This is a genomic window from Micromonospora sp. NPDC047756 (assembly GCF_055587245.1).
Window position 1 is genome coordinate 531 of record NZ_JBVJGQ010000008.1, and the last position, 21400, is coordinate 21930.

At 71.1% G+C, this 21400-nt stretch carries 19 protein-coding genes; 8 read left to right on the forward strand and 11 right to left on the reverse strand.

Annotated features, from left to right (window positions below):
- Positions 1-194: 194 nt before the first annotated feature.
- The 3 genes from ACZ6NZ_RS25205 to ACZ6NZ_RS25215 all read right to left on the reverse strand — a co-directional run bounded on the left by ACZ6NZ_RS25205 (position 195) and on the right by ACZ6NZ_RS25215 (position 2861).
- Positions 195-1115, reverse strand: a complete 921-nt coding sequence (locus tag ACZ6NZ_RS25205; protein WP_465860502.1) for an ATP-grasp domain-containing protein — start codon at positions 1113-1115, stop codon at positions 195-197.
- Positions 1116-1128: 13 nt separating this feature from the next.
- The gene (locus ACZ6NZ_RS25210) at positions 1129-1464 is read right to left on the reverse strand and encodes a hypothetical protein (protein WP_465860503.1); all 336 of its coding nucleotides are present in this window, start codon (positions 1462-1464) and stop codon (positions 1129-1131) included.
- A 443-nt stretch (positions 1465-1907) separates the two neighbouring features.
- Positions 1908-2861: a heme o synthase gene (locus tag ACZ6NZ_RS25215; RefSeq protein WP_366613391.1), complete on the reverse strand. Its 954-nt coding sequence runs from the start codon at positions 2859-2861 to the stop codon at positions 1908-1910.
- 266 nt (positions 2862-3127) lie between these two features.
- On the opposite strand from ACZ6NZ_RS25215, the gene tkt reads away from it, so the two are divergent.
- The 6 genes from tkt to pgl all read left to right on the forward strand — a co-directional run bounded on the left by tkt (position 3128) and on the right by pgl (position 11732).
- Positions 3128-5266 carry a transketolase gene (tkt, locus tag ACZ6NZ_RS25220; RefSeq protein WP_465860504.1) on the forward strand — a complete coding sequence of 713 codons (2139 nt, stop codon included), beginning with the start codon at positions 3128-3130 and terminating at the stop codon, positions 5264-5266.
- Between the two features lie 15 nt (positions 5267-5281).
- Positions 5282-6457, forward strand: a complete 1176-nt coding sequence (gene tal / locus ACZ6NZ_RS25225; protein ID WP_465860505.1) for a transaldolase — start codon at positions 5282-5284, stop codon at positions 6455-6457.
- Positions 6458-6598: 141 nt separating this feature from the next.
- Positions 6599-8248, forward strand: a complete 1650-nt coding sequence (locus ACZ6NZ_RS25230) for a glucose-6-phosphate isomerase (protein WP_465860506.1) — start codon at positions 6599-6601, stop codon at positions 8246-8248.
- 2 nt (positions 8249-8250) lie between these two features.
- Positions 8251-9804 (forward strand): glucose-6-phosphate dehydrogenase, encoded by a 1554-nt coding sequence (zwf, locus tag ACZ6NZ_RS25235; RefSeq protein ID WP_366613383.1) that lies wholly within the window; start codon positions 8251-8253, stop codon positions 9802-9804.
- Positions 9801-10817 (forward strand): glucose-6-phosphate dehydrogenase assembly protein OpcA, encoded by a 1017-nt coding sequence (locus ACZ6NZ_RS25240; protein ID WP_465860508.1) that lies wholly within the window; start codon positions 9801-9803, stop codon positions 10815-10817. Before zwf ends, ACZ6NZ_RS25240 begins: the two co-directional genes overlap by 4 nt.
- 144 nt (positions 10818-10961) lie before the next feature.
- The gene (pgl, locus tag ACZ6NZ_RS25245; RefSeq protein WP_366613379.1) at positions 10962-11732 is read left to right on the forward strand and encodes a 6-phosphogluconolactonase; all 771 of its coding nucleotides are present in this window, start codon (positions 10962-10964) and stop codon (positions 11730-11732) included.
- Between the two features lie 5 nt (positions 11733-11737).
- On the opposite strand, the gene ACZ6NZ_RS25250 is transcribed toward pgl, so the two are convergent.
- From ACZ6NZ_RS25250 to rapZ, 8 genes are all read right to left on the reverse strand, one after another.
- Positions 11738-12079 carry an RNA polymerase-binding protein RbpA gene (locus ACZ6NZ_RS25250; protein ID WP_366613377.1) on the reverse strand — a complete coding sequence of 114 codons (342 nt, stop codon included), beginning with the start codon at positions 12077-12079 and terminating at the stop codon, positions 11738-11740.
- A gap of 140 nt (positions 12080-12219) precedes the next feature.
- Entirely contained in the window at positions 12220-12480 is a 261-nt protein-coding gene (secG, locus tag ACZ6NZ_RS25255) for a preprotein translocase subunit SecG (protein ID WP_121653040.1), read from the reverse strand.
- Positions 12481-12576: 96 nt separating this feature from the next.
- On the reverse strand, positions 12577-13368 hold the full coding sequence (tpiA, locus tag ACZ6NZ_RS25260; RefSeq protein ID WP_465860510.1) for a triose-phosphate isomerase: 792 nt from the start codon (positions 13366-13368) through the stop codon (positions 12577-12579).
- Entirely contained in the window at positions 13369-14568 is a 1200-nt protein-coding gene (locus ACZ6NZ_RS25265) for a phosphoglycerate kinase (protein ID WP_366613373.1), read from the reverse strand.
- The gene (gene gap, locus ACZ6NZ_RS25270; protein WP_278147101.1) at positions 14565-15569 is read right to left on the reverse strand and encodes a type I glyceraldehyde-3-phosphate dehydrogenase; all 1005 of its coding nucleotides are present in this window, start codon (positions 15567-15569) and stop codon (positions 14565-14567) included. The genes ACZ6NZ_RS25265 and gap overlap by 4 nt, the downstream gene beginning before the upstream one ends.
- 266 nt (positions 15570-15835) lie before the next feature.
- A complete protein-coding gene (whiA, locus tag ACZ6NZ_RS25275; RefSeq protein ID WP_030337350.1) occupies positions 15836-16816 on the reverse strand; it encodes a DNA-binding protein WhiA in 981 nt (326 codons plus the stop codon).
- 54 nt (positions 16817-16870) lie between these two features.
- Entirely contained in the window at positions 16871-17938 is a 1068-nt protein-coding gene (locus tag ACZ6NZ_RS25280) for a gluconeogenesis factor YvcK family protein (RefSeq protein WP_465860513.1), read from the reverse strand.
- On the reverse strand, positions 17935-18837 hold the full coding sequence (gene rapZ / locus ACZ6NZ_RS25285; RefSeq protein WP_465860902.1) for an RNase adapter RapZ: 903 nt from the start codon (positions 18835-18837) through the stop codon (positions 17935-17937). Before rapZ ends, ACZ6NZ_RS25280 begins: the two co-directional genes overlap by 4 nt.
- A gap of 253 nt (positions 18838-19090) precedes the next feature.
- Between rapZ and ACZ6NZ_RS25290 the strand changes: the two genes are divergently transcribed.
- A complete protein-coding gene (locus ACZ6NZ_RS25290; RefSeq protein ID WP_366613369.1) occupies positions 19091-19435 on the forward strand; it encodes a hypothetical protein in 345 nt (114 codons plus the stop codon).
- Positions 19436-19508: 73 nt separating this feature from the next.
- Positions 19509-21353 (forward strand): DNA helicase RecQ, encoded by a 1845-nt coding sequence (recQ, locus tag ACZ6NZ_RS25295; RefSeq protein ID WP_465860515.1) that lies wholly within the window; start codon positions 19509-19511, stop codon positions 21351-21353.
- Positions 21354-21400 lie beyond the last annotated feature (47 nt).

Genomic DNA, 21400 nt, shown 5'->3' on the forward strand with positions numbered 1-21400 from the left:
CGCACGGCAGCACGGTGCGCACGGCAGCACGGTGCGCACGGCAGCACGGTGCGCACGGCAGCACGGTGCGCACGGCAGCACGGTGCGCACGGCAGCACGGTGCGCACGGCAGCGCGGTGCGCGCGGCAGCGCACGACGCGTCGGGGCGCAGCGGTGTGGGCGGCCCGTTCGGGAGTTGCTTGCTGGGTGGGCGGTTAGGCGTTGCGGGCCAGGTGAGTGGTGATCGCGGTGGCGAGGCGCTCGGGGGCGCCGTCCGCGTACCCGATGAAGAGCGACGGCTCGGTCAGCTCCAGCTCGACCAGGACCGGCTCGCCGTCCGCGCCGGGGATCAGGTCGACCCGGGCGTAGAGCAGCTGTCGGGTGCCGCCGGGCACCGCCGCGAGGGTCTGCTCGGCCACCGCCAACTGCTCGGGGCGAGCGGCGCGTGCGGTGATCTCTTCGGCTTTGTACAGCCCATCCGGACCGAGGTCCGGCCCGGTCAGCATCGGACCCTTGCGGATCGCGTGGCTGAACGCGAGCCCCTCGGGGCCGGCCAGGAAGAGCAGAGCCGTCTCGCCTTCGGTGTCGACGGCCCGCAGGTACGGCTGGACCATGGTGACTCGGCCGGCATCGGAGAGTCGGCGAACGTGTGCGGCGGCCAGGTCTCGGTGTTCCGGGTCGGCCAGGTCGTACCGGCCGGTGTCCTGGCTGCCGGCGCTGACGGCGGGTTTGAGCACGTACTCGCCGGTCTCGGCGGGCGGCTGCCAGGGCTCCCCCGGCATGATCCACGATGTCGGCACGGTTGGCACCCTGGCGGCGCTCAGCTCGGCGAGGTAGCGCTTGTCGGTGTTCCAGCGGACCACGTCGGCCGGGTTGACAAGTGTCGGCACGGTCGACGCCCAGGACACGAACTCGTCGCGGCGCAGCGCGTAGTCCCAGGGTGAGCGGAGCACGACCAGGTCGTAGGACGACCAGTCGACGTCGGGGTCGTCCCAGACGACGGCGTGGACGGCGACGCCACGGGTGGCGAGCGGGGCGAGGACCAGCCGGTCGTCCGGGTCGAGGGCGGCCAGGTCGGAGCAGGTGACGAGAGCGACCCGGGGTTCCCCCCGGGTCGACTGGTGATATGTGGTCAATTCAGCTGTCTGTTCAGCGGGCCATCGTGCGCCGGGCCATCGACCGCCAGAGGTCGTTGCTCGGACGCATCTGGTCCATCAGTTCACGCTCCCAGGCGTTCTCGACGGTGACTCCCGCCTTGGCGCACGCCTCCCGGGCGGTGACGGTGTCGTCGGCGAACTGGTCGCCCCACTCACCGTCGGCACCGACCAGGACGATTCGCGCGCCGCGCTTGCCGACGTACTCGATGACCGCCTTCGCGCCGCCGTGTCCTGCGGCGAACGCCTTGAGACCCGCAACCAGGCCTTGGGGCGCCTGCTCGCCGGCGGTCTGCTCAGCGGTCAGCGTCGTATCGGAACCATCTGCCATGACGCGAAGCCTAAGCAGACTTGCACCCCGACGGGCGAGAACCATGAACCTTTTGTGATGCCAATTACCTACAGGTTTAAGGACGACCACAGGTTCACTGTCCGTTTATTTACCGACTTTTACGGCCAAACCACGTCGGCAAATCGGCCTCGAACCCTCCCAGGTTGAGCCGATCCGACTCATGCCGAAAGTTACTCTGATGTGACGTTAAACCCGGACAACTCATCTACGTCCATGATTAGTCGGTAGAACAGCGGCATCGATCGCCGCCGACCCGAGTCGCTGCGCGCCAGCGAACGGCCAACACGGCAGACGGACAACACGAGGACCGCCAAGCCGCGGGCCCACAAGCCGCGGGCCCACAAGCCGCGCGCCAACAAGCCGGCAGCCGACGGACGCAGGCCACCGCATTCGACGCGGAGAGCGGAGTCGGGCGGGACGGGTCAGATCAGCGCGTCGAGCGCCACGGCCACGAAGACGATCGTCAGGTACGTCGTCGACCAGTGGAACAGCCGCATCGGCTTGACCGCCTCGCCGCGCGTCGCGCGCCGGCAGAGCCGATGTGCCTCGAGGATGAAGATGGCACCCACCACCAGGGTCGGCACCCCGTAGATCGCGCTGAGCCCCAGCGGCCAGACGGCCAGGGAGGTGAGCACGGTGAGCCACGCGAAGATCAGGATCTCGGCGTTCACCCGGCGGATCGAGGCCACCACCGGCAGCATCGGGATGCCGGCCCGGGCGTAGTCGTCCTTGTACTTCATGGCGAGCGGGTAGAAGTGCGGCATCTGCCAGAAGAAGACCACAGCGAAGAGCCCCCAGGCAGCCGGTGCCAGTGAGCCGGTCACCGCAGCCCACCCGATCAGCACCGGAGCCGCCCCGCAGGCGCCGCCCCAGAAGGTGTTCGTCGGAGTGGAACGCTTGAGCCACAGGGTGTAGACGAGGTCGTAGTAGGCGATCGCGGCGAGGGTCAGCCCGGCGGCCAGCAGGTTGGTGAACACCGCCATCAGGGCCACCGACACCGCCGCCAGCACCAGACCGAAGATCAGCGCGCTTCGCGGCGACACGGTGTGTGCCGGCAGCGGCCGACGCTTGGTACGCCGCATCAGCTGGTCGATGTCGCGGTCGATGTAGCAGTTGAGGACGCTTGCCGCACCGGCGGCGAGCGAGCCGCCGATCAGCACGACGGCCATCAGCCACAGCGACGGCAGTCCACCCTCGGCGAGCATCATCGCCGGGATGGTGGTGACCAGCAGCAACTCGACGATCCGCGGCTTGGTGAGCGACACGTACGCCGAGACAACCGCGCGTACGTCCCGCCGGGCCACCGGGCCCTCGGCCGCCCGCGCCGGGTGTGGCCCGGCCGGGTTGCTCGCGGGGCGCTCGGTGATCATGCTCACGGATTGCCACCTTCCGGCATCGGGCACGGGGAGATCGGATTGGTCGGGACCGCACAGGCCCGCATACCGACCCACACACTACGCGTCGTCGTTTTGGCTGCCCGGCCGACCCGACAACGGTGCGGGCCGTCACACCACCGGGTTGAACCGAGCATCCGGATGGTCACGTAGCGCACACCATGCGCAGATCCCCGGGCGCATGTTTAGGGACGCTCGATAAGGTCATCGGTGAGGGTTCCGCCCATCTGCCGAGGAGCACAACCATCGTGGCTGTTAAACGACCCGAGCACCCCGCACTGAACTGGTCCGACCTCGATCGCCGGGCCGTAGACACCGTCCGCGTGCTGGCCATGGATGCCGTGGAGAAATCCGGCAACGGTCACCCGGGCACCGCGATGAGCCTCGCGCCCGCGGCGTACCTCCTCTTCAACCGCGTCATGCGGCACAACCCGGCCGACCCCAACTGGCCCGGCCGCGACCGGTTCGTTCTCTCCGCCGGGCACTCCAGCCTGACGCTCTACATCCAGCTGTTCCTCTCCGGTTACCCGCTGAGCCTGGACGACCTCAAGTCGCTGCGGCAGTGGGGCTCGCAGACGCCGGGGCACCCGGAGCACGGGCACACGCCGGGCGTGGAGACCACCACCGGCCCGCTCGGGCAGGGTCTGGGCAACGCGGTCGGCATGGCCATGGCGGCCCGCCGTGAGCGCGGCCTGTTCGACCCCGAGGCCGAGCTCGGCGCGTCCGTCTTCGACCACGACATCTGGTGCATCGTCTCCGACGGTGACATCGAGGAGGGCATCAGCCACGAGGCCAGCGCCCTCGCCGGGCACCAGCAGCTGGGCAACCTCACGGTGATCTACGACGACAACGAGATCTCCATCGAGGACGACACCCGCATCGCCAAGAGCGAGGACGTGGCCGCCCGCTACGAGGCGTACGGCTGGCACGTGCAGACCGTCGACTGGCGCAGCGGCGACGCCGACCAGGGCGACTACCACGAGGACGCCGAGGCGCTGTACGCGGCGCTGGTGGCCGCCAAGGCGGAGACCGCCCGCCCCTCCTTCATCGCGCTGCGCACCATCATCGGCTGGCCCGCGCCCAACAAGCAGAACACCGGCAAGATCCACGGTTCGGCGCTCGGCGCCGACGAGGTGAAGGCCACCAAGCGGATCCTCGACTTCGACCCGGAGCAGACCTTCCAGGTCGACGAGGAGGTGCTCAGCCACGCCCGCGCGGTGATGGGGCGCGGCGACGCGGCCGAGCAGGAGTGGACCGCGGCGTTCGACGCCTGGAAGAAGGCCAACCCGGAGCGCACCGCGCTCTACGAGCGGTTGGCTGGTCGCGTACTCCCCGACGGCTGGACCGACGCGTTGCCGGTCTTCCCCGCGGACGCCAAGGGTGTGGCCACCCGGGCCGCTTCCGGCAAGGTGCTGGAGGCGCTCGCGCCGGTGCTCCCGGAGCTGTGGGGTGGCTCGGCCGACCTGGCCGAGAGCAACAACACCACGATGAAGGGCGAGCCGTCGTTCATCCCGGCCACCCACGCCACCAAGGACTTCCCCGGGCACGAGTACGGCCGCACGCTGCACTTCGGCATCCGCGAGCACGCCATGGGCGCGATCCTCAACGGCATCGCCCTGCACGGCGGCACCCGCCCCTACGGCGGCACGTTCCTGGTGTTCAGCGACTACATGCGTCCGTCGGTGCGGCTGGCCGCGCTGATGAAGCTGCCGGTGACCTTCGTCTGGACGCACGACTCGATCGGCCTCGGCGAGGACGGCCCGACCCACCAGCCGGTGGAGCACCTGACCGCGCTGCGCGCCATTCCCGGCCTGGACGTGGTCCGCCCGGCCGACGCCAACGAGACCGCCTGGGCGTGGCGGCAGGCGCTGGAGCACACCGACCGGCCCACCGCGCTGGCGTTGAGCCGTCAGCCGCTGCCGACCCTGGACCGCGACGTCCTGGGCAGCGCGGAGGGCGTGGCCAAGGGTGGCTACGTGTTGGCCGAGGCGTCCAACGGCAAGCCTCAGGTGATCATCGTGGGCACCGGCTCCGAGGTGCAGCTCTGCCTGACCGCCCGGGAGCGGCTGGAGGCCGACGGCACCCCGACCCGGGTCGTCTCGATGCCGTGCCAGGAGTGGTTCTACGAGCAGGACGAGGCGTACCGGGAATCGGTGCTCCCCCGCGGGGTAAAGGCACGGGTGAGCGTGGAGGCGGGCATCGCGATGTCCTGGCGCGGCATCGTCGGTGACCTGGGCGAGAGCGTCAGCATCGAGCACTACGGCGCGAGCGCCCCGCACACCGTGCTCTTCGAGCAGTTCGGGTTCACCGGTGACCGGATCGTGGCGGCGGCACACGCCTCTCTGGCCCGGGTGGGCGACATCACCGGTTTCACGACCGGCAACTGAGGGAGCGTGGACGGCATGACCGACAAGCTGAATGAGCTGACCGCCGCGGGCGTGGCGGTCTGGCTCGACGACCTTTCCCGGGTACGACTGAGCTCCGGCGGGCTGGACCAGCTCCGCCGCGAGAAGCACGTGGCCGGCGTCACCACCAACCCGACGATCTTCGCCAAGGCTCTGAGCGACGCCGACGAGTACAACTGGCAACTGCGCGACCTCGCCATTCGTGATGTGGACGTGGAAGAGGCCGTGCGCATGCTCACCACGTACGACGTGCGGTGGGCGTGCGACGTGATGCGCCCGTCGTACGACGGCAGCGACGGCGTCGACGGCCGTGTCTCGATCGAGGTGGACCCCCGCAGCGCGCACGACGCGGACAAGACCGTCGCCGAGGCCAAGGCGCTGTGGTGGCTTGTCGACCGGCCCAACCTCTACATCAAGATCCCGGCCACCGAGGAGGGCCTGTCGGCCATCACCGACACGCTCGCCGAGGGGATCAGCGTCAACGTGACGTTGATCTTCGGCCTGGACCGCTACTCGGCGGTCATGGAGGCGTTCCTCGCCGGCCTGGAGCAGGCCAAGGCCAACGGCCACGACCTGTCGAAGATCGGCTCGGTCGCGTCCTTCTTCGTGTCCCGGGTCGACGCCGAGGTCGACAAGCGGCTGGAGAAGATCGGCTCCGAGCAGGCCAAGTCGCTCCGGGGTAAGGCCGCCGTCGCCAACGCCCAACTGGCGTACGAGCGCTACACCGAGGTGTTCGCCTCGGACCGCTGGAAGGCGCTCGCCGCCGCCGGCGCGCACCCGCAGCGGCCGCTGTGGGCGTCGACCTCGACGAAGAACCCGGACTACCGGGACACCATCTACGTCGAGGAGCTGATCGCCCCCGGCACCGTCAACACCATGCCGGAGTCGGTCGTCAACGCGTACGCCGATCATGGCGAGACCCGCGGTGACACCGTCACCGGGGCCTACGACGCGGCCCGGAAGGTCTTCGCGGACCTGGAGTCGGTCGGGGTCGACCTGGCCGACGTGATCGCCACCCTGGAGCGCGAGGGCGTGGAGAAGTTCGAGGTCAGCTGGCAGGAGCTGCTCGACGGGGTGACCAAGTCGCTGAAGGCCGCGGCGCAGGGCACCGGCGCGCCGAACAAGGCCGCCAAGGGCAACGCCAAGGCCGCCGACAAGGCTGGTGGAGCATGAGCGAGCGAATCAGCAGGCTCAGTGCAACGACTCATGACGGCACGCAGCGAAGCGGAGTGACGGCATGAGCGAGCGCAGCGAGCGAATCAGCAGGCTCAGTGCAACGACTCATGACGGCACGCAGCGAAGCGGAGTGACGGCATGAGCGACCTGCTTGCGGGGCCGGTGGAGGCAGCCGCCGGGCTCTCCGTGTACGGCGCGGACGCGGTCGACAAGGCCGCGCCGGCCTCGACCCGGGACGCGCTGGTCAAGGCCGGCGTCCCGGGCAAGCTGGCGGGCAAGGACGCCAGCCTGTGGGGTCCGGACGCCGAGGCCGAGGCCAAGATCCGGCTGGGCTGGGTGGACACCCACCGGCGTAGCCGGGAGCTGCTGGCGCAGTTGGCCGAGCTGAAGGCCGAGCTGGCCGACCTGGATCACGTGGTGCTCGCCGGCATGGGCGGCTCGTCGCTCGCGCCCGAGGTGATCACCCAGACGCTGGGCCGCCCGTTGACGGTGCTGGACACCACCGACCCGGGCCAGGTCCGGGCGGCGCTCGGTGACCGGCTGGAGCGCACCGTCGTGGTGGTGGCCAGCAAGTCCGGGTCGACGGTGGAGACCGACAGCCACCGGCGCGCGTACTGGCAGGCGTTCCTGGACGCCGGGATGACCGAGGCGGAGGCCGGCCGGCACTTCGTCATCGTCACCGACCCGGGTTCGCCGCTGGAGGCCACCGCGGCCGAGATGGGTGCGTTCACAGTGCTCGCCGACCCGAACGTCGGCGGCCGCTACTCGGCGCTCACCGCGTTCGGTCTGGTGCCCTCGGCGCTGGCCGGGGTCGAGGTCGCGGAGCTGCTCGACCAGGCCGACGCGCTGGCCACGTCGCTGGGCGCGGACCAGAACAACCCGGCTCTGGCGCTGGGCGCCGCCCTGGGCGCGGCGGCCACGCTCGCCCGGGACAAGGTCGCCCTGGTCTCCGACGGCACCGGCATCGACGGGCTCGGCGACTGGGCCGAGCAGTTGATCGCCGAGTCGACGGGCAAGGCCGGGGTGGGCATCCTGCCGGTGGTCGTGGAGTCTCCGCAGAGCCCCGGCGCCACCGGCGCGGACGTGCTGACGGTCAGCTACGGCGGCGCGCTGGCCCCCGGTGACGTGCCGGGCGGCGGGGCCAACCCCGACGTGGCCGTCAACGGCCCGCTGGGCGCGCAGTTCCTCGCCTGGGAGTACGCCACCGCGGTGGCCGGCGTGGTGCTCGGCATCGACCCGTTCAACCAGCCGAACGTCACCGAGTCCAAGGAGAACACCAACAAGATCCTGGCCTCGGGCCTGCCGGCGGAGACGCCGTCGTTCACCGAGGGCGCGATCGAGGTGTACGCCCCGCAGGGCGCCCCCGGGGACCTGGCCGGCGTGCTGCGCTGGCTGCTCGACGGGCTGGGCGACGACGGTTACCTCGCGGTGATGGCGTACCTCGACCGGTTCGCCGACGCCGACACAGCCAAGCTGCGGTCACTGCTGGCGCAGGCGGGTGGCCGACCGGTCACCTTCGGCTGGGGTCCGCGCTTCCTGCACTCGACGGGCCAGTACCACAAGGGCGGCCCGCAGGTGGGCAGCTACCTCCAGGTGACCGGCGCGGTCGCCGAGGACCTGGCGGTGCCGGGCAAGCCGTACACCTTCGGTGAGTTGCAGGCGGCGCAGGCCGCCGGTGACCGGCAGGCTCTCGCCGGTCGGGAGCGGCCGGTGCTGCGCCTGCACCTCACCGACCGGGCCGCCGGTGTCGCCCAACTACTGGACGCGGCCGGTGATCTGCGGGCGTGAGGATGGACGACGTGACTGAGGCGGAGCGAGGAGGCGGTTCGGTGAACCCGCTGCGCGACCCGCAGGACCGCCGGTTGCCCCGAATCCCGGAGCCCTGTGCTCTGGTGATCTTCGGGGTGACCGGCGACCTGGCCCGCAAGAAGCTGCTCCCTGCGGTCTACGACCTGGCCAACCGGGGGCTGTTGCCGCCGGGCTTCGTGGTGCTCGGTTTCGCCCGCCGGGACTGGGGTGACGGCGACTTCGAGACCCTCGCGTGCGAGGCTGCCCGCAAGCACGCCCGCACCCCGTGGCGGGACGAGGTGTGGGCGCGGCTGGCCGGCAACATCAAGTTCGTTCCTGGCTCGTTCGACGACGACGCCGCCTTCGACACCCTCGCCTCGACGCTCGACGATCTGCGCCAGACCCACGGCATCACCGGCAACGCGGCGTTCTACTTCTCCATTCCGCCGGCCGCGTTCCCGGTCGTGCTCAAGCAGTTGGCGCGCACCGGGATGGCCGACAACAACAAGTCCGGCGGTTGGCGCCGGGTCGTGGTGGAGAAGCCGTTCGGTAACGACCTGCCGTCGGCGAAGGCGCTCAACGACCTCGTCGACGACGTGTTCACCCGGCAGGACGTCTTCCGGATCGACCACTACCTGGGCAAGGAGACGGTCCAGAACATCCTCGCCCTGCGGTTCGCCAACAACCTGTTCGAGCCGCTGTGGAACTCCAAGTACGTCGACTCGGTGCAGATCACCATGGCGGAGGACGTCGGCATCGGCACCCGTGCCGGCTTCTACGACACCGTCGGCACCGCCCGTGACGTGCTGCAGAACCACCTCCTGCAACTCCTCGCCCTGGTGGCGATGGAGGAGCCGACCAGCTTCGACGCCGACGAGATCCGGGCCGAGAAGCTGAAGGTGCTCAAGGCCATCACCCTGCCCACCGACGTCGCCCGGGACACCGTGCGCGGTCAGTACCTGCCGGGCTGGGTCGGCGGCGAACGCGCTGTCGGTTACCTGGACGAGCGGGACGTCCCCGCCGGCTCCACCACCGAGACGTACGTGGCGGTGCGGTTGGGCATCCAGAACCGCCGCTGGGCGGAGGTGCCGTTCTACATCCGGGCCGGCAAGCGGCTGCCCCGGCGGGTCACCGAGGTCGCCATCATGTTCAAGAAGGCGCCGCACCTGCCGTTCAACGACGCCGACATGGAGTCGCTGGGCAACAACCAGCTGGTCATCCGGGTGCAGCCGGACGAGGGCGTGGTGCTCAAGTTCGGCTCGAAGGTGCCGGGCACGACCATGGAGGTCCGCGACATCGCGATGGACTTCCAGTACGGCGAGGCGTTCACCGAGTCCAGCCCCGAGGCGTACGAGCGTCTGGTGCTGGACGTGCTGATCGGCGACCGCACCCTGTTCCCGGACGCGGCCGAGGTCGAGCAGAGCTGGCAGGTGATCGACCCCCTGGAGCACGCCTGGGAGGGCACCACCCCGGAGCCGTACCGGGCCGGCGAGTGGGGCCCCCGGGCCTCCGACGAGATGCTGGCCCGCGAGGGCCGCGCCTGGAGACGAGCATGATCGGGCTGTGGGACACCACCGGCAACGAGGTGGTCAAGGCGCTCGCCGCCGAGCGGCGCAGCGCCGGCGGGGTGGCCAGCGGCATGGCGCTCACCCTCATCGTGGTCGTGGACGAGAAGCGGGTCCGGGAGGCGGAGGCCGCGGCGACGATCGCCGCCGCGGCGCACCCGTGCCGCCTCGTGGTGGTGGTCCGCTCGGAGATCGAGCGGGACCGCAACCGACTGGACGCGGAAATCGTGGTCGGTGGCCGGCTCGGCCCGTGCGAGGCGGTGGTCACCCGGATGTACGGCCGGCTGTCCCTGCACGCCGAGTCGGTGGTGATGCCGCTGCTCGTCCCCGACGTACCGGTGGTCACCTGGTGGCACGGCGAGCCGCCGGCGGAGATCGCCACCGACTTCCTCGGGGTGGTGGCCGACCGGCGGATCACCGACGCCGCGCAGGCCGCCGACCCGGTGGAGGCGCTGCGGCAGCGGGCCCGGGACTACGCCCCGGGCGACACCGACCTGGCGTGGACCCGGATCACCCCGTGGCGCACCCTGGTCGCCGGGGCCTTCGACACCACCAACGCCCAGGTCACCGAGGCGACGATCACCGCGCCTCCCACCGACCCGACGGCGGCGCTGATGGCCGGTTGGCTGTCCAGCCGGCTCGGCATCACCCCACGCCGGGTGGACAGCGACGAGTTCCCCCGGATGCGGGAGGTGCAGCTCAGCTGCGCCAACGGCGATCAGCTGACGCTGACCCGCGAGGACAGCATGGCCGTGTTCCGGCGCACGGGCCAGGACGATCGGGCCCTGCCGCTGGTGCGCCGCCCGCTCGGCGACGAGCTGGCCGAGGAGCTGCGCCGGCTGGACGCCGACCAGGTGTACGCGGAGGCGCTGGGCGCGACGGTCGGGCTGCGGGGGCTGGATCAGCGCCCCCCGCAGCGGGTCCACGTCTGGAAGGATCCGGCCACCGCACAACGCGCCGAGGCCGGGGTGACCGCGCACGTCGGCACGAGCGGCGAGGGCTGAGCCCAGCCGGGGGCACAACGTCGGGCAGGGCCGGTACGCACCGGCCCTGCCCCGCACTCTCCGGGGTTTTCGCCCCACCACCTCGGGCACACCGCCCCAGGCACGACAGCGACCGCCTCGCGGTCGGGAAACGAAGGCGCAACCATGAGTGAGGCGAGTGTCGCCGTCCACGCCGACGCCGACCTGCTGGCGCAGGCCGTGGCGGCCCGGTTGCTGGTGAAGCTGCTCGACGCCCAGGCCGACCGGGGCGAAGCCTCGGTGGTGCTCACCGGAGGTCGGGTCGCCGCGGCGGTCTACCGGGCGGTGGCGACGCTGCCGGCCCGCGACGCGGTGGACTGGTCCCGGGTCGACGTGTGGTGGGGCGACGAACGGTTCCTGCCCGCCGGTGATCCGGACCGCAACGAGACGCAGGCCCGGGCCGCCCTGCTGGACGTGGTGCCACTGGATCCGGCCCGGGTGCACGCGATGCCGGCCTCGGACGGCCCGGCCGGCAACGACCCCGAGGCGGCGGCTGCCGCGTACGCGCAGGAGCTGGCCCGCGCCGCCCGGCCCGGGCACGCCACCCTGCCACACTTCGACGTGCTGATGCTGGGCGTTGGCGAGGACGGCCACGTGGCCTCGGTCTTCCCCGAGCACCCGGTGGGCTACGAGACCCGGCCGGTGAGCGCGGTCCGGGGTAGCCCCAAGCCGCCGCCGACGCGGACCACCCTCACCCTGCCGGCGATCAACACCGCCGAGGAGGTCTGGCTGGTGGCCGCCGGCGCCGACAAGGCCCGCGCGGTGGGTATGGCGTTGGCCGGCGCAGGACCGGTGCAGTTGCCGGCGGCCGGCGTGCACGGCGTGCACCGCACCCGCTGGCTGTTGGACCGGGCAGCGGCAGCCGACGTGCCCGCTCGACTGCGCAGCCTGCGCTGAGGCCGTTACTCGCCGCGTCGACGGCGTAGTGCGGCGAGCGCCTCGGCGAGCAGGGCCTCTCCCTCCTCGGCGGTGCGCCGCTCCTTCACGTACGCCAGGTGGCTCTTGTACGGTTCGGCGCGGACCCGACCTGGCGGGTTCTGGGCATCCCGACCGGCGGGTAGGCCACAGCGGGGGCAGTCCCACAGGGGTGGCGGTTCGACATCCGCGGCGATCCGGATGTCGATCCGGTGGTCGTTACGGCACCAGTAGGTGACGTCCTGTCGGGGGGCGGGTTGGTGCCGCTCGTCGGGGCGCATCGGCGCGGACCCGACCCGGGCTCCCCGGATAACGTTGCCATTCGGCACGGCTGCTCGCTCCTGTCGTCGGAGGGGACCCGCCGTCTTCGGGGGTGGAGCGGCGGGCGACGCGGTGCAGCGGAGAAAAGCCTGCGCGCGGCCCGTCGAGTGACGAACCGCGCGCAGATTGTACGACTTACTGAGCCTGCTCAGGCGCCGCTGTTCATTTGGAGGCGCAGCCAGAGCCCGAGCCCGATGATGGCGGCGAACCAGACGACGCTCACCAGGACGGTGTAGCGGTCCAGGTTCTTCTCCGCCACCGAGGAGCCGGCGAGGCTGGAGCTGACGCCACCGCCGAACATGCTCGACAGGCCGCCACCCTTGCCGCGGTGCAGCAGGATCAGCAGGGTGAGCAGAATGCTCGTGATGACCAGCAACACGATCAACGTGTATGCGAACCAGATCGGCATGGCTGGGGTCAGTTCCTCTCGTAGCGATCCTCGCCCGGTCTGATCGGGCACGGCGGCACCGACCGGCGGACGGGCGGTGTCCAGGATACCGAGCGATCAGCGGGCGAGGTGCTCCGGGAACCGGCAGATTTGAGCGAACTCCTCCGCGTCCAGGCTGGCGCCCCCCACCAGGCCCCCGTCCACGTCCGGTTGGGCCATGATCGAGGCGATGTTCGACGCCTTGACCGAGCCGCCGTAGAGAACCCGAACCTGGTCGGCGGTCTCCTGGTCGAAGCGCTCCGCCAGTCGCTGACGAACCGCCCCGCAGACCTCCTGGGCGTCGTCCGGGGTCGCGGTCTTGCCCGTGCCGATCGCCCACACCGGCTCGTACGCGATCACGACCTGCCGCACCTGCTCGGGGGTGAGCCCGGCGAGGCCGCCGTCGAGCTGGTCGGAGCAGTGCGCCACGTGGGTGCCCTGCTCGCGGACGTCCAGCCCCTCCCCCACGCACAGGATCGGCGTCAGACCGTGCGTCAGCGCCGCCTTGACCTTGGCGTTGACCAGCGCGTCGTCCTCGTGGTGGTAGGCCCGCCGCTCGGAGTGCCCGACCACCACGTACGTGCAGCCGAGCTTCGCCAGCATCGGCCCGGAGATGTCCCCGGTGTACGCGCCGGACGCGTGCGGGGAGAGGTCCTGCCCGCCGTAGCCGATCAGCAGTTTGTCCCCGTCCACCGCGGTCTGCACGGTGCGCAGGTCGGTGAAGGGTGGCAGCACCACCGTCTCGACGTCGGTGAGCTGCTTCTCGGTGAGGCTCGCCGCCAGCTTCTGCACCAGCAGGTTGGCCTCGAGGTGGTTGAGGTTCATCTTCCAGTTGCCGGCCATCAGCGGCCGGCGGGTGGTGCTCGACATTCAGTTCTCCAGGGCCGCGATGCCGGGGAGGGTCTTGCCCTCGAGGTATTCCAGGGAGGCGCCACCACCGGTGGAGATGTGCCCGAAGGACGACTCGTCCAGCCCCAGGGCCCGGACGGCCGCGGCGGAGTCACCGCCACCGACGACGCTGAACGCGTCCGCCTTGGTGATCGCCTCGGCGATCCCCCGGGTGCCCGCGGCGAAGGCCGGCATCTCGAACACGCCCATCGGGCCGTTCCAGAAGATCGTCTTCGCCTGGGACAGCGCGGCGCTGAAGCCGGCCACCGTCTCCGGGCCGACATCCAGGCCGAGCCGATGGCTCGGGATGCCGTCGACCCGCACCGTGTCGTGCGCCGCGTCCGGAGCGAACGCGTCCGCCACCACCACGTCGACCGGCAGCAGGATCTTGCCGTTGGCCCGCTCCAGCAGGTTGCGGCAGGTGTCGACCATCTCCTTCTCCAGCAGCGAGGTGCCCACCTCCAGGCCCTGGGCCTTGAGGAAGGTGAAACACATCCCGCCACCGATGAGCAGCCGGTCGACGGTGGGCAGCAGCGCCTCGATCACGGCGAGCTTGTCGGACACCTTCGACCCACCGAGCACCACGACGTACGGGCGCTCGGGGTCACCGGTGAGCTTGGAGAGCACCTCGACCTCACGCAGCACCAGCCGACCCGCCACGTGCGGCAGCCGGGCCGGCACGTCGAAGACGCTGGCGTGCTTGCGGTGCACGGCACCGAACGCGTCGTCCACGTACGCGTCGCCGAACGCGGCGAGCTGGTCGGCGAAGGCACCCCGCTCGGCCTCGTCCTTGCTGGTCTCGCCCGCGTTGAAACGCAGGTTCTCCAGCAGGGCGACCTGGCCGTCGGCCAGGTCGGCGACGGTGGCGCGGGCCGACTCACCGACGGTGTCGGTGGCGAAGTGCACCGGAGCGCCCAGCAGCTCACCGAGCCGCCCGGCGACCGGGCCCAGGCTGAACTGTGGGTCCGGAGCGCCCTTCGGGCGGCCCAGGTGCGAGCAGACGACCACCTTCGCGCCGGCCTCGACCAGCGCGCCGAGGGTCGGCAGCACCGCGCGGATCCGCCCGTCGTCGGTGATGGCACCGGTCTGCTTGTCGAGCGGGACGTTCAGGTCGGCGCGCACCAGCACGCGCCGACCCGACACCCCCTCGGCGAGCAGGTCGTCGAGGGTCCGGATGCTCACAGCGACGAACCGACCAGCTTGACGAGGTCGACGAGGCGGTTGGAGTAGCCCCACTCGTTGTCGTACCAGCCGACGACCTTGACCTGGTTGCCGACGACCTTGGTCAGCGGCGCGTCGAAGATGCACGACGCCGGGTCGGTCACGATGTCGGTGGAGACGATCGGGTCCTCGTTGTAGACCAGGATGCCCTTGAGCGGGCCGTCCGCGGCGGCCTTCAGCGCGGCGTTGACCTCGTCCACGGTGGTCTCGCGACCCACGTTGACGGTGAGGTCGGTGACCGAGCCGGTCGGGATCGGCACCCGCAGGGCGTAGCCGTCGAGCTTGCCCTTGAGGTCCGGCAGGACCAGGCCGATCGCCTTGGCGGCGCCGGTCGAGGTCGGCACGATGTTCAGCGCGGCGGCCCGGGCACGACGCAGGTCCGAGTGCGGCGCGTCCTGGAGGTTCTGGTCCTGGGTGTACGCGTGGATCGTCGTCATCAGACCGTGCTGGATGCCGAACGTGTCGTGCAGGACCTTCGCCATCGGCGCGAGGCAGTTGGTGGTGCACGAGGCGTTGGAGATGATGGTGTGCTTCGCCGGGTCGTAGGTGTCGTGGTTGACACCCATGACGACGGTGACGTCCTCGTTCTTCGCCGGGGCGGAGATGATGACCTTCTTGGCCCCGCCGTCGACGTGCGCCTTGGCCTTGGTGGCGTCGGTGAAGAAGCCGGTCGACTCGATGACGACGTCGGCGCCGACCTCGCCCCACGGCAGCTTCGACGGGTCCTTCTCGGCGTACGCCTTGATGGTCTTGCCACCGACGGTGATCTCGTCGGCGGTGGCCTTGACCTCGAACGGCAGGCGACCGAGGATGCTGTCGTACTTGAGCAGGTGGGCGAGCGTGCCGTTGTCGGTCAGGTCGTTCACCGCCACGACCTCGATGTCGGCGTCAGACGCCAGCACTGCCCGGAAGAAGTTACGGCCGATTCGGCCAAAGCCGTTGATGCCAACCCGGATGGTCACAGGTCCCATCTCCTCGCGTTCTGGTCCGCCGGCTTCAGACAACGGGCCGGCGGGAATGGTGTGCGCCGACCGTTGGAGCCGGCCGTCGACGGTTCATCTCGGCCACCCCGCCGCGCGGTCTGAGGACCTGACCGCCCGAGGCGGTGGGCACGACGAGAAAGGCCGGTGTCGGCCCCCTTGCCGTACTCAGCGACCTTATCCGAGCGTGCGGGACCACGCTGCGCCGGGTCGTGCTCCCGGGCGCACCGTGCGGCCCCACCGTCCTATCAGACCACGAGCATGTCGGGCGTGACTGCCGCTTCGGTATCCGGGATGCCAAGGTCGCGGGCCCGCTTGTCGGCCAGCGCCAGGAGCCGGCGGATCCGTCCCGCGATGGCGTCCTTGGTCAGCGGGGGGTCGGCCAGGGCGCCCAGCTCCTCCAGCGACGCCTGCCGGTGCTCAAGACGCAGCCGACCGGCGTCGGTCAGGTGGTTGGGCGCCTCGTCGGCGAGGATCTCCAGCGCACGGGTGACCCGGGCGGCCGCGGCGACCGCCGCCCGCGCCGAGCGGCGCAGGTTGGCGTCGTCGAAGTTGGCGAGCCGGTTGGCGGTGGCCCGCACCTCGCGGCGTACCCGACGCTCCTCCCAGGCCAGCACGCTGGAGTGCGCGCCGATCCGGGTGAGCAGCGCGGCGATCGCGTCGCCGTCCTTGACGACCACCCGGTCCACCCCGCGTACCTCGCGGTTCTTCGCGGTGATGCCGATGCGGCGGGCCGCGCCGACCAGCGCCAGCGCGGACTCCGGCCCCGGGCAGGTGATCTCCAGCGCGCTGGAGCGGCCGGGCTCGGTGAGCGAGCCGTGGGCCATGAACGCGCCCCGCCACGCGGAGACCGCGCAGCAGACGTTGGCCGCCACCACGTGCGGGGGCAGCCCCCGCACCGGACGACCGCGCACGTCGAGCAGGCCGGTCTGGCGCGCGAGGGCCTCGCCGTCCTTGACCACCCGCACGATGAAGTGGCTGCCCTTGCGCAGCCCACCGGAGGCCAGCACGTGGATCTCGCTGGGGTAGCCGTAGACCTCGGCGATCTCCCGGCGCAGCCGCCGGGCGACCGCCCCGGTGTCCAGTTCCGCCTCCACCACCACGCGGCCGGAGACGATGTGCAGCCCGCCGGCGAAGCGCAGCAGCGCGGCCATCTCCGCCCGCCGGCAGCAGGGCTTGGGCACGTCGACCCGACTCAGCTCGTCCTTGACCGCGGCCGTCATCGCCATTGTGCGTCCCCTCACGGACCTGTTCCGGCGTGTCGCCGGAGATTACGTACGTGTCTAACGATCGGCGCCCAGGACAGGCACCAGCGCGGCGCCCAGGGCAGCCGGATCATGGCGGGGAGTCCCGTCGACAACGGCGACGGGGGCGAGGACCAGGCGGGCACCCAGCGATTCTGCCGCACGTTCGACCGGTTCGGGGTCACCCACCGCCTTGGCATCGGCGAGCACAAGATCGACCTTGAGTTCGGGCAGGTACCAGTGCAGCGCCGCGAGATGATCGGCGACGGAGAGGCCCAGGGTCTCCTTCTCCGCGGCGAGGTTCAGCGTGACCAACCGCCGGGCCGAGGTGGACACGATCGCGTCGGCCAACTGCGGCACCAGCAGGTGCGGAAGCACACTCGTGAACCAGCTGCCCGGCCCGAAGATCAACCAATCGGCCGCCCGGATCGCCTCGATCGCCTCGGCGCACGCCGGAGGGGCGCTCGGGGTGAGGCGCAACGACTCGACCCGCCCGGTGGTCACGGCCACCTGGTGCTGGCCACTGACCGTGCACACGTCGTCCGGGGCGGCCGGGTCGGCACCGCGTACCCGCGCCTCGATGCCGACCGGTTGGCGCGACATCGGCAACACCCGGCCCACCGCGCCGAGCATCGCGCCGGCGTGCTCCAGCGCGGCCACCGGGTCGCCGAGCAGCTCCATGAGGCCGCAGAGCACCAGATTGCCCACCGCGTGCCCGGTCAGACCGTCGGTGCCGGCCGACGCCCCGTCGGTGCCGCGCGACGCCGCGCCGTGCCGGCCCGCGTCGCCGCCCGCGGCCGGGCCCGGCCCGGTCGCCCCGGATCCGGGTACGCCCACCGGCGCGGCGGCGAAGCGGTGCTGGAACAGCCCGGCGCTGCGCCGGGTGGCCGGGTGGTCACCGGCCAACGCCACCAACGCCTGGCGCAGATCTCCCGGCGGCAGGCCACCCCGCTCGGCCCGCAGCCGACCACTGGAGCCACCGTCGTCACCCACCGTGACCACAGCGGTGATGTCGAGGTCGAGTTCGGGGGCACAGTGGCGCAGCGCACGCAACGAGGCGGACAGACCGTGCCCGCCGCCGAACGCCACCACCCGCCGGGTCGTCATTCCCGCCCCAGGTCGCGGTGCTGGGCGTTCGCCGCCAACCCCGAGTGACGCAGTCGGCTGGCCAACTCCTCGGCGATGGCCACGCTGCGGTGCTTGCCGCCGGTGCAGCCCACGGCGACGGTGAGGTACCGCTTGCCCTCCCGCTCGAAGCCGGTGGTGGTGGCGTTGACCAGGTCGGCGTACGAGGCGACGAAGGCGTCCGCGCCCTCCTGGCCCAGCACGTACGCGCTGACCGCCTCCTCCCGCCCGGTGTGCTCACGCAGCTCCGGCACCCAGTACGGATTGGGCAGGAAGCGGGCGTCCAACACGAAGTCGGCGTCCGGCGGCAGGCCGTACTTGAAGCCGAACGACAACACGGTGACCCGCAGCCGACGGGCGTCCTCACCGCCGAAAAGCTCCTCGATGCGGCGCCGGAGCTGGTTGACGTTCAGGTGGCTGGTGTCGATGATCACGTCGGCCTGGTCACGAGCCTCCTCCAGCAGGCCGCGCTCGACGGCGATACCGTCGGCCAGCCGCCCGTCACCCTGCAACGGATGCGAACGGCGGACGCTCTCGAACCGCCGGATCAGCACCTCGTCGTCGGCGTCGACGAAGACCACCCGGGGCGAGAAACCGCGCTCCTTGAGCTCCCGGATCGCCCCGGCCAGGTCGGTGGAGAAGGCCCGCGACCGCACGTCCAGCACCATCGCGGTACGCCGAGCCGCGCCGCCCGCCTTGAACGCCAGCTCCGCCATGTCCAACATCAGGGCCTGCGGCAGGTTGTCCACGACGTAGTAGCCGACGTTCTCCAACGCCCGGGCCACAGTGCTGCGGCCACCCCCGGAGAGGCCGGTCACCACCACCAGGGTGGTCTCCGACTCAGCCGCCACCTGTTCGTCACCGGCATCCGGGCCGTCCATCCGGTCCCCGGCTGTGCGCGCCTCGCTCACCCGTACCCCCAAGCCGTGGCGCCGCGGCCGCCGTCGGCCGCGATTGGTCAATCAGCGACTCTATCCCGCCACCCGGTCAGCGCCGGGCACCCGTGGCCGGACGGCACACACCGAGCGCCCGGCGGTCGCGCTCCCGACAGAGCGCGCACTTGATGACGATCAGTAACTGTCTATACGCTCCTTGCGATAACCGCAGGTCAAGGCCGATATCTGGGAGGGTGCGATGCACGACCTGGCGGACAAGAACACGTACGTGGGCTTCCTGTTCATGCGGATCAACCCCGAGTACTTCGCCCTCGGACGGGAGGGCATCCACGAGATCTCCGCCGAGCACGCCCGTGATCTGGGCCGCTTCGCCAAGCAGCTCACCCACGTCGTCTGCACCGGGGTCAACGGCACGTACGACCAGGTCACCATGGTCGAAGCCGACACCCTGGAGGAGATCAACGCGGCGGCCACCGCCTTCCGCATGGGCAACAAGGCCCGCTACATCGAGATCGTCGACATCGTGGTCGGGATGAAGGCCCCGCCACGCGGCCTGGCCAACCGATCCAGCCAGCCCGGCTGACGCCACCCGTCCGGCCCACCCGACCCGGGTGCGCCGGGCGGGTGCTGTCGGGGTCGGCTCGTAGACTCCCCGGATGGCTTCTCCCACCGACCTGCGTAGCGCCTCCGACGCCCTCGACGCGCTGCGCCGGGTGTTCGGCTACGACGCGTTCCGTGGTTTCCAGCAGGACGTGATCGATCACGTGGTCGATGGCGGCGACGCGCTGGTGTTGATGCCCACCGGTGGCGGCAAGTCCCTGTGCTACCAGATCCCGGCCCTGGTCCGCGACGGGGTCGCCGTCGTCGTGTCCCCGCTGATCGCGCTCATGCAGGACCAGGTGGACGCCCTCACCGCGGTCGGCGTACGCGCCGGGTTCCTCAACTCGACCCAGACCCTGGACGCCCGGCGGCGGGTGGAGGCGGCCTTCGTCGCCGGCGAACTGGACCTGCTCTACCTCGCCCCGGAGGCGCTCGGCGTCCGTTCCACCCTCGCCCTGCTCGACCGGGGCCGCATCTCCCTGTTCGCGATCGACGAGGCGCACTGCGTGTCCCAGTGGGGGCACGACTTCCGCCCCGACTACCTCGCGCTCTCGATGCTGCACGAACGCTGGCCGCAGGTGCCCCGCATCGCCCTGACCGCCACCGCGACCAGCGCCACCCGCACCGAGATCGCCACCCGGCTCAACCTCGACGACGCCCGGCACTTCGTGGCCAGCTTCGACCGGCCCAACATCCAATACCGGATCGTGCCCAAACGCGAGCCCCGCAAGCAGTTGCTGACCCTGCTGCGCGACGAGCACCCCGGCGACGCCGGCATCGTCTACTGCCTGTCCCGTGCCTCGGTCGACAAGACGGCGGAGTTCCTCACCGCCAACGGGGTCGCCGCGCTGCCCTACCACGCGGGGCTGGACGCGGGCACCCGCGCCCGCAACCAGCAGCGCTTCCTGCGGGAAGACGGCCTGGTCATGGTGGCCACCATCGCCTTCGGCATGGGCATCGACAAGCCCGACGTGCGGTTCGTCGCCCACCTCGACCTGCCCAAGTCCGTCGAGGGCTACTACCAGGAGACCGGCCGCGCCGGGCGTGACGGCCTGCCGTCCACCGCCTGGCTGGCGTACGGGCTCCAGGACGTGGTCCAGCAACGCAAAATGATCGAGACGTCCGACGGGGACCTCGCCCACCGCCGCAACCTGGCCACACACCTGGACGCGATGCTCGCGCTCTGCGAGACGGTGCGCTGCCGCCGGGTCCAACTGCTCGAATACTTCGGCGAGACGACGACGACCGCGTGCGGCAACTGCGACACCTGCGTCACCCCACCGGAGTCCTGGGACGGCACCGTCGCCGCGCAGAAGCTGCTCTCCGCCGTCTTCCGCCTCGACCGCGAACGCAACCAGCGCTTCGGCGCCGGGCACTGCATCGACATCCTGCTCGGCAAGCAGACCGACAAGATCAGCCAGTACGGTCACGACTCGCTGACCGTCTTCGGCATCGGCTCCGAGCTCAGCGAGGCCGAGTGGCGGGGCGTGGTCCGGCAACTGCTCGCCGAAGGGCTCCTCGCCGTCGAGGGCGACTATGGCACGCTGGCGCTGACCGAGGCGAGCGCCGACGTCCTCGCTCGCCGCCGTACGGTCACCATGCGCCGCGAGCCGGAGAAGCCGGCATCGAGCCGCTCATCGAAGCCGCGCGGCGCGCCCACCGTCGTGGCCGAGCTGACCCCGGCCGCCGCGTCGCTGTTCGAGCGGCTGCGAGCCTGGCGCGCGACCACCGCCAAGGAACAGGGCGTCCCGGCGTACGTCATCTTCCACGACGCGACGCTGCGCCAGATAGCCAGCGACGCACCCGGCACGCTCGGTGATTTGTCCAAGGTCAGCGGGGTCGGCGACAACAAACTCGCCAAGTACGGCGAGCAGATCCTGGCCGTCCTCGCCACCGACTGACCTCGCCGCCGACTGAGCTCATGCCGAAGGGCCGGGCCCCGTGGTGG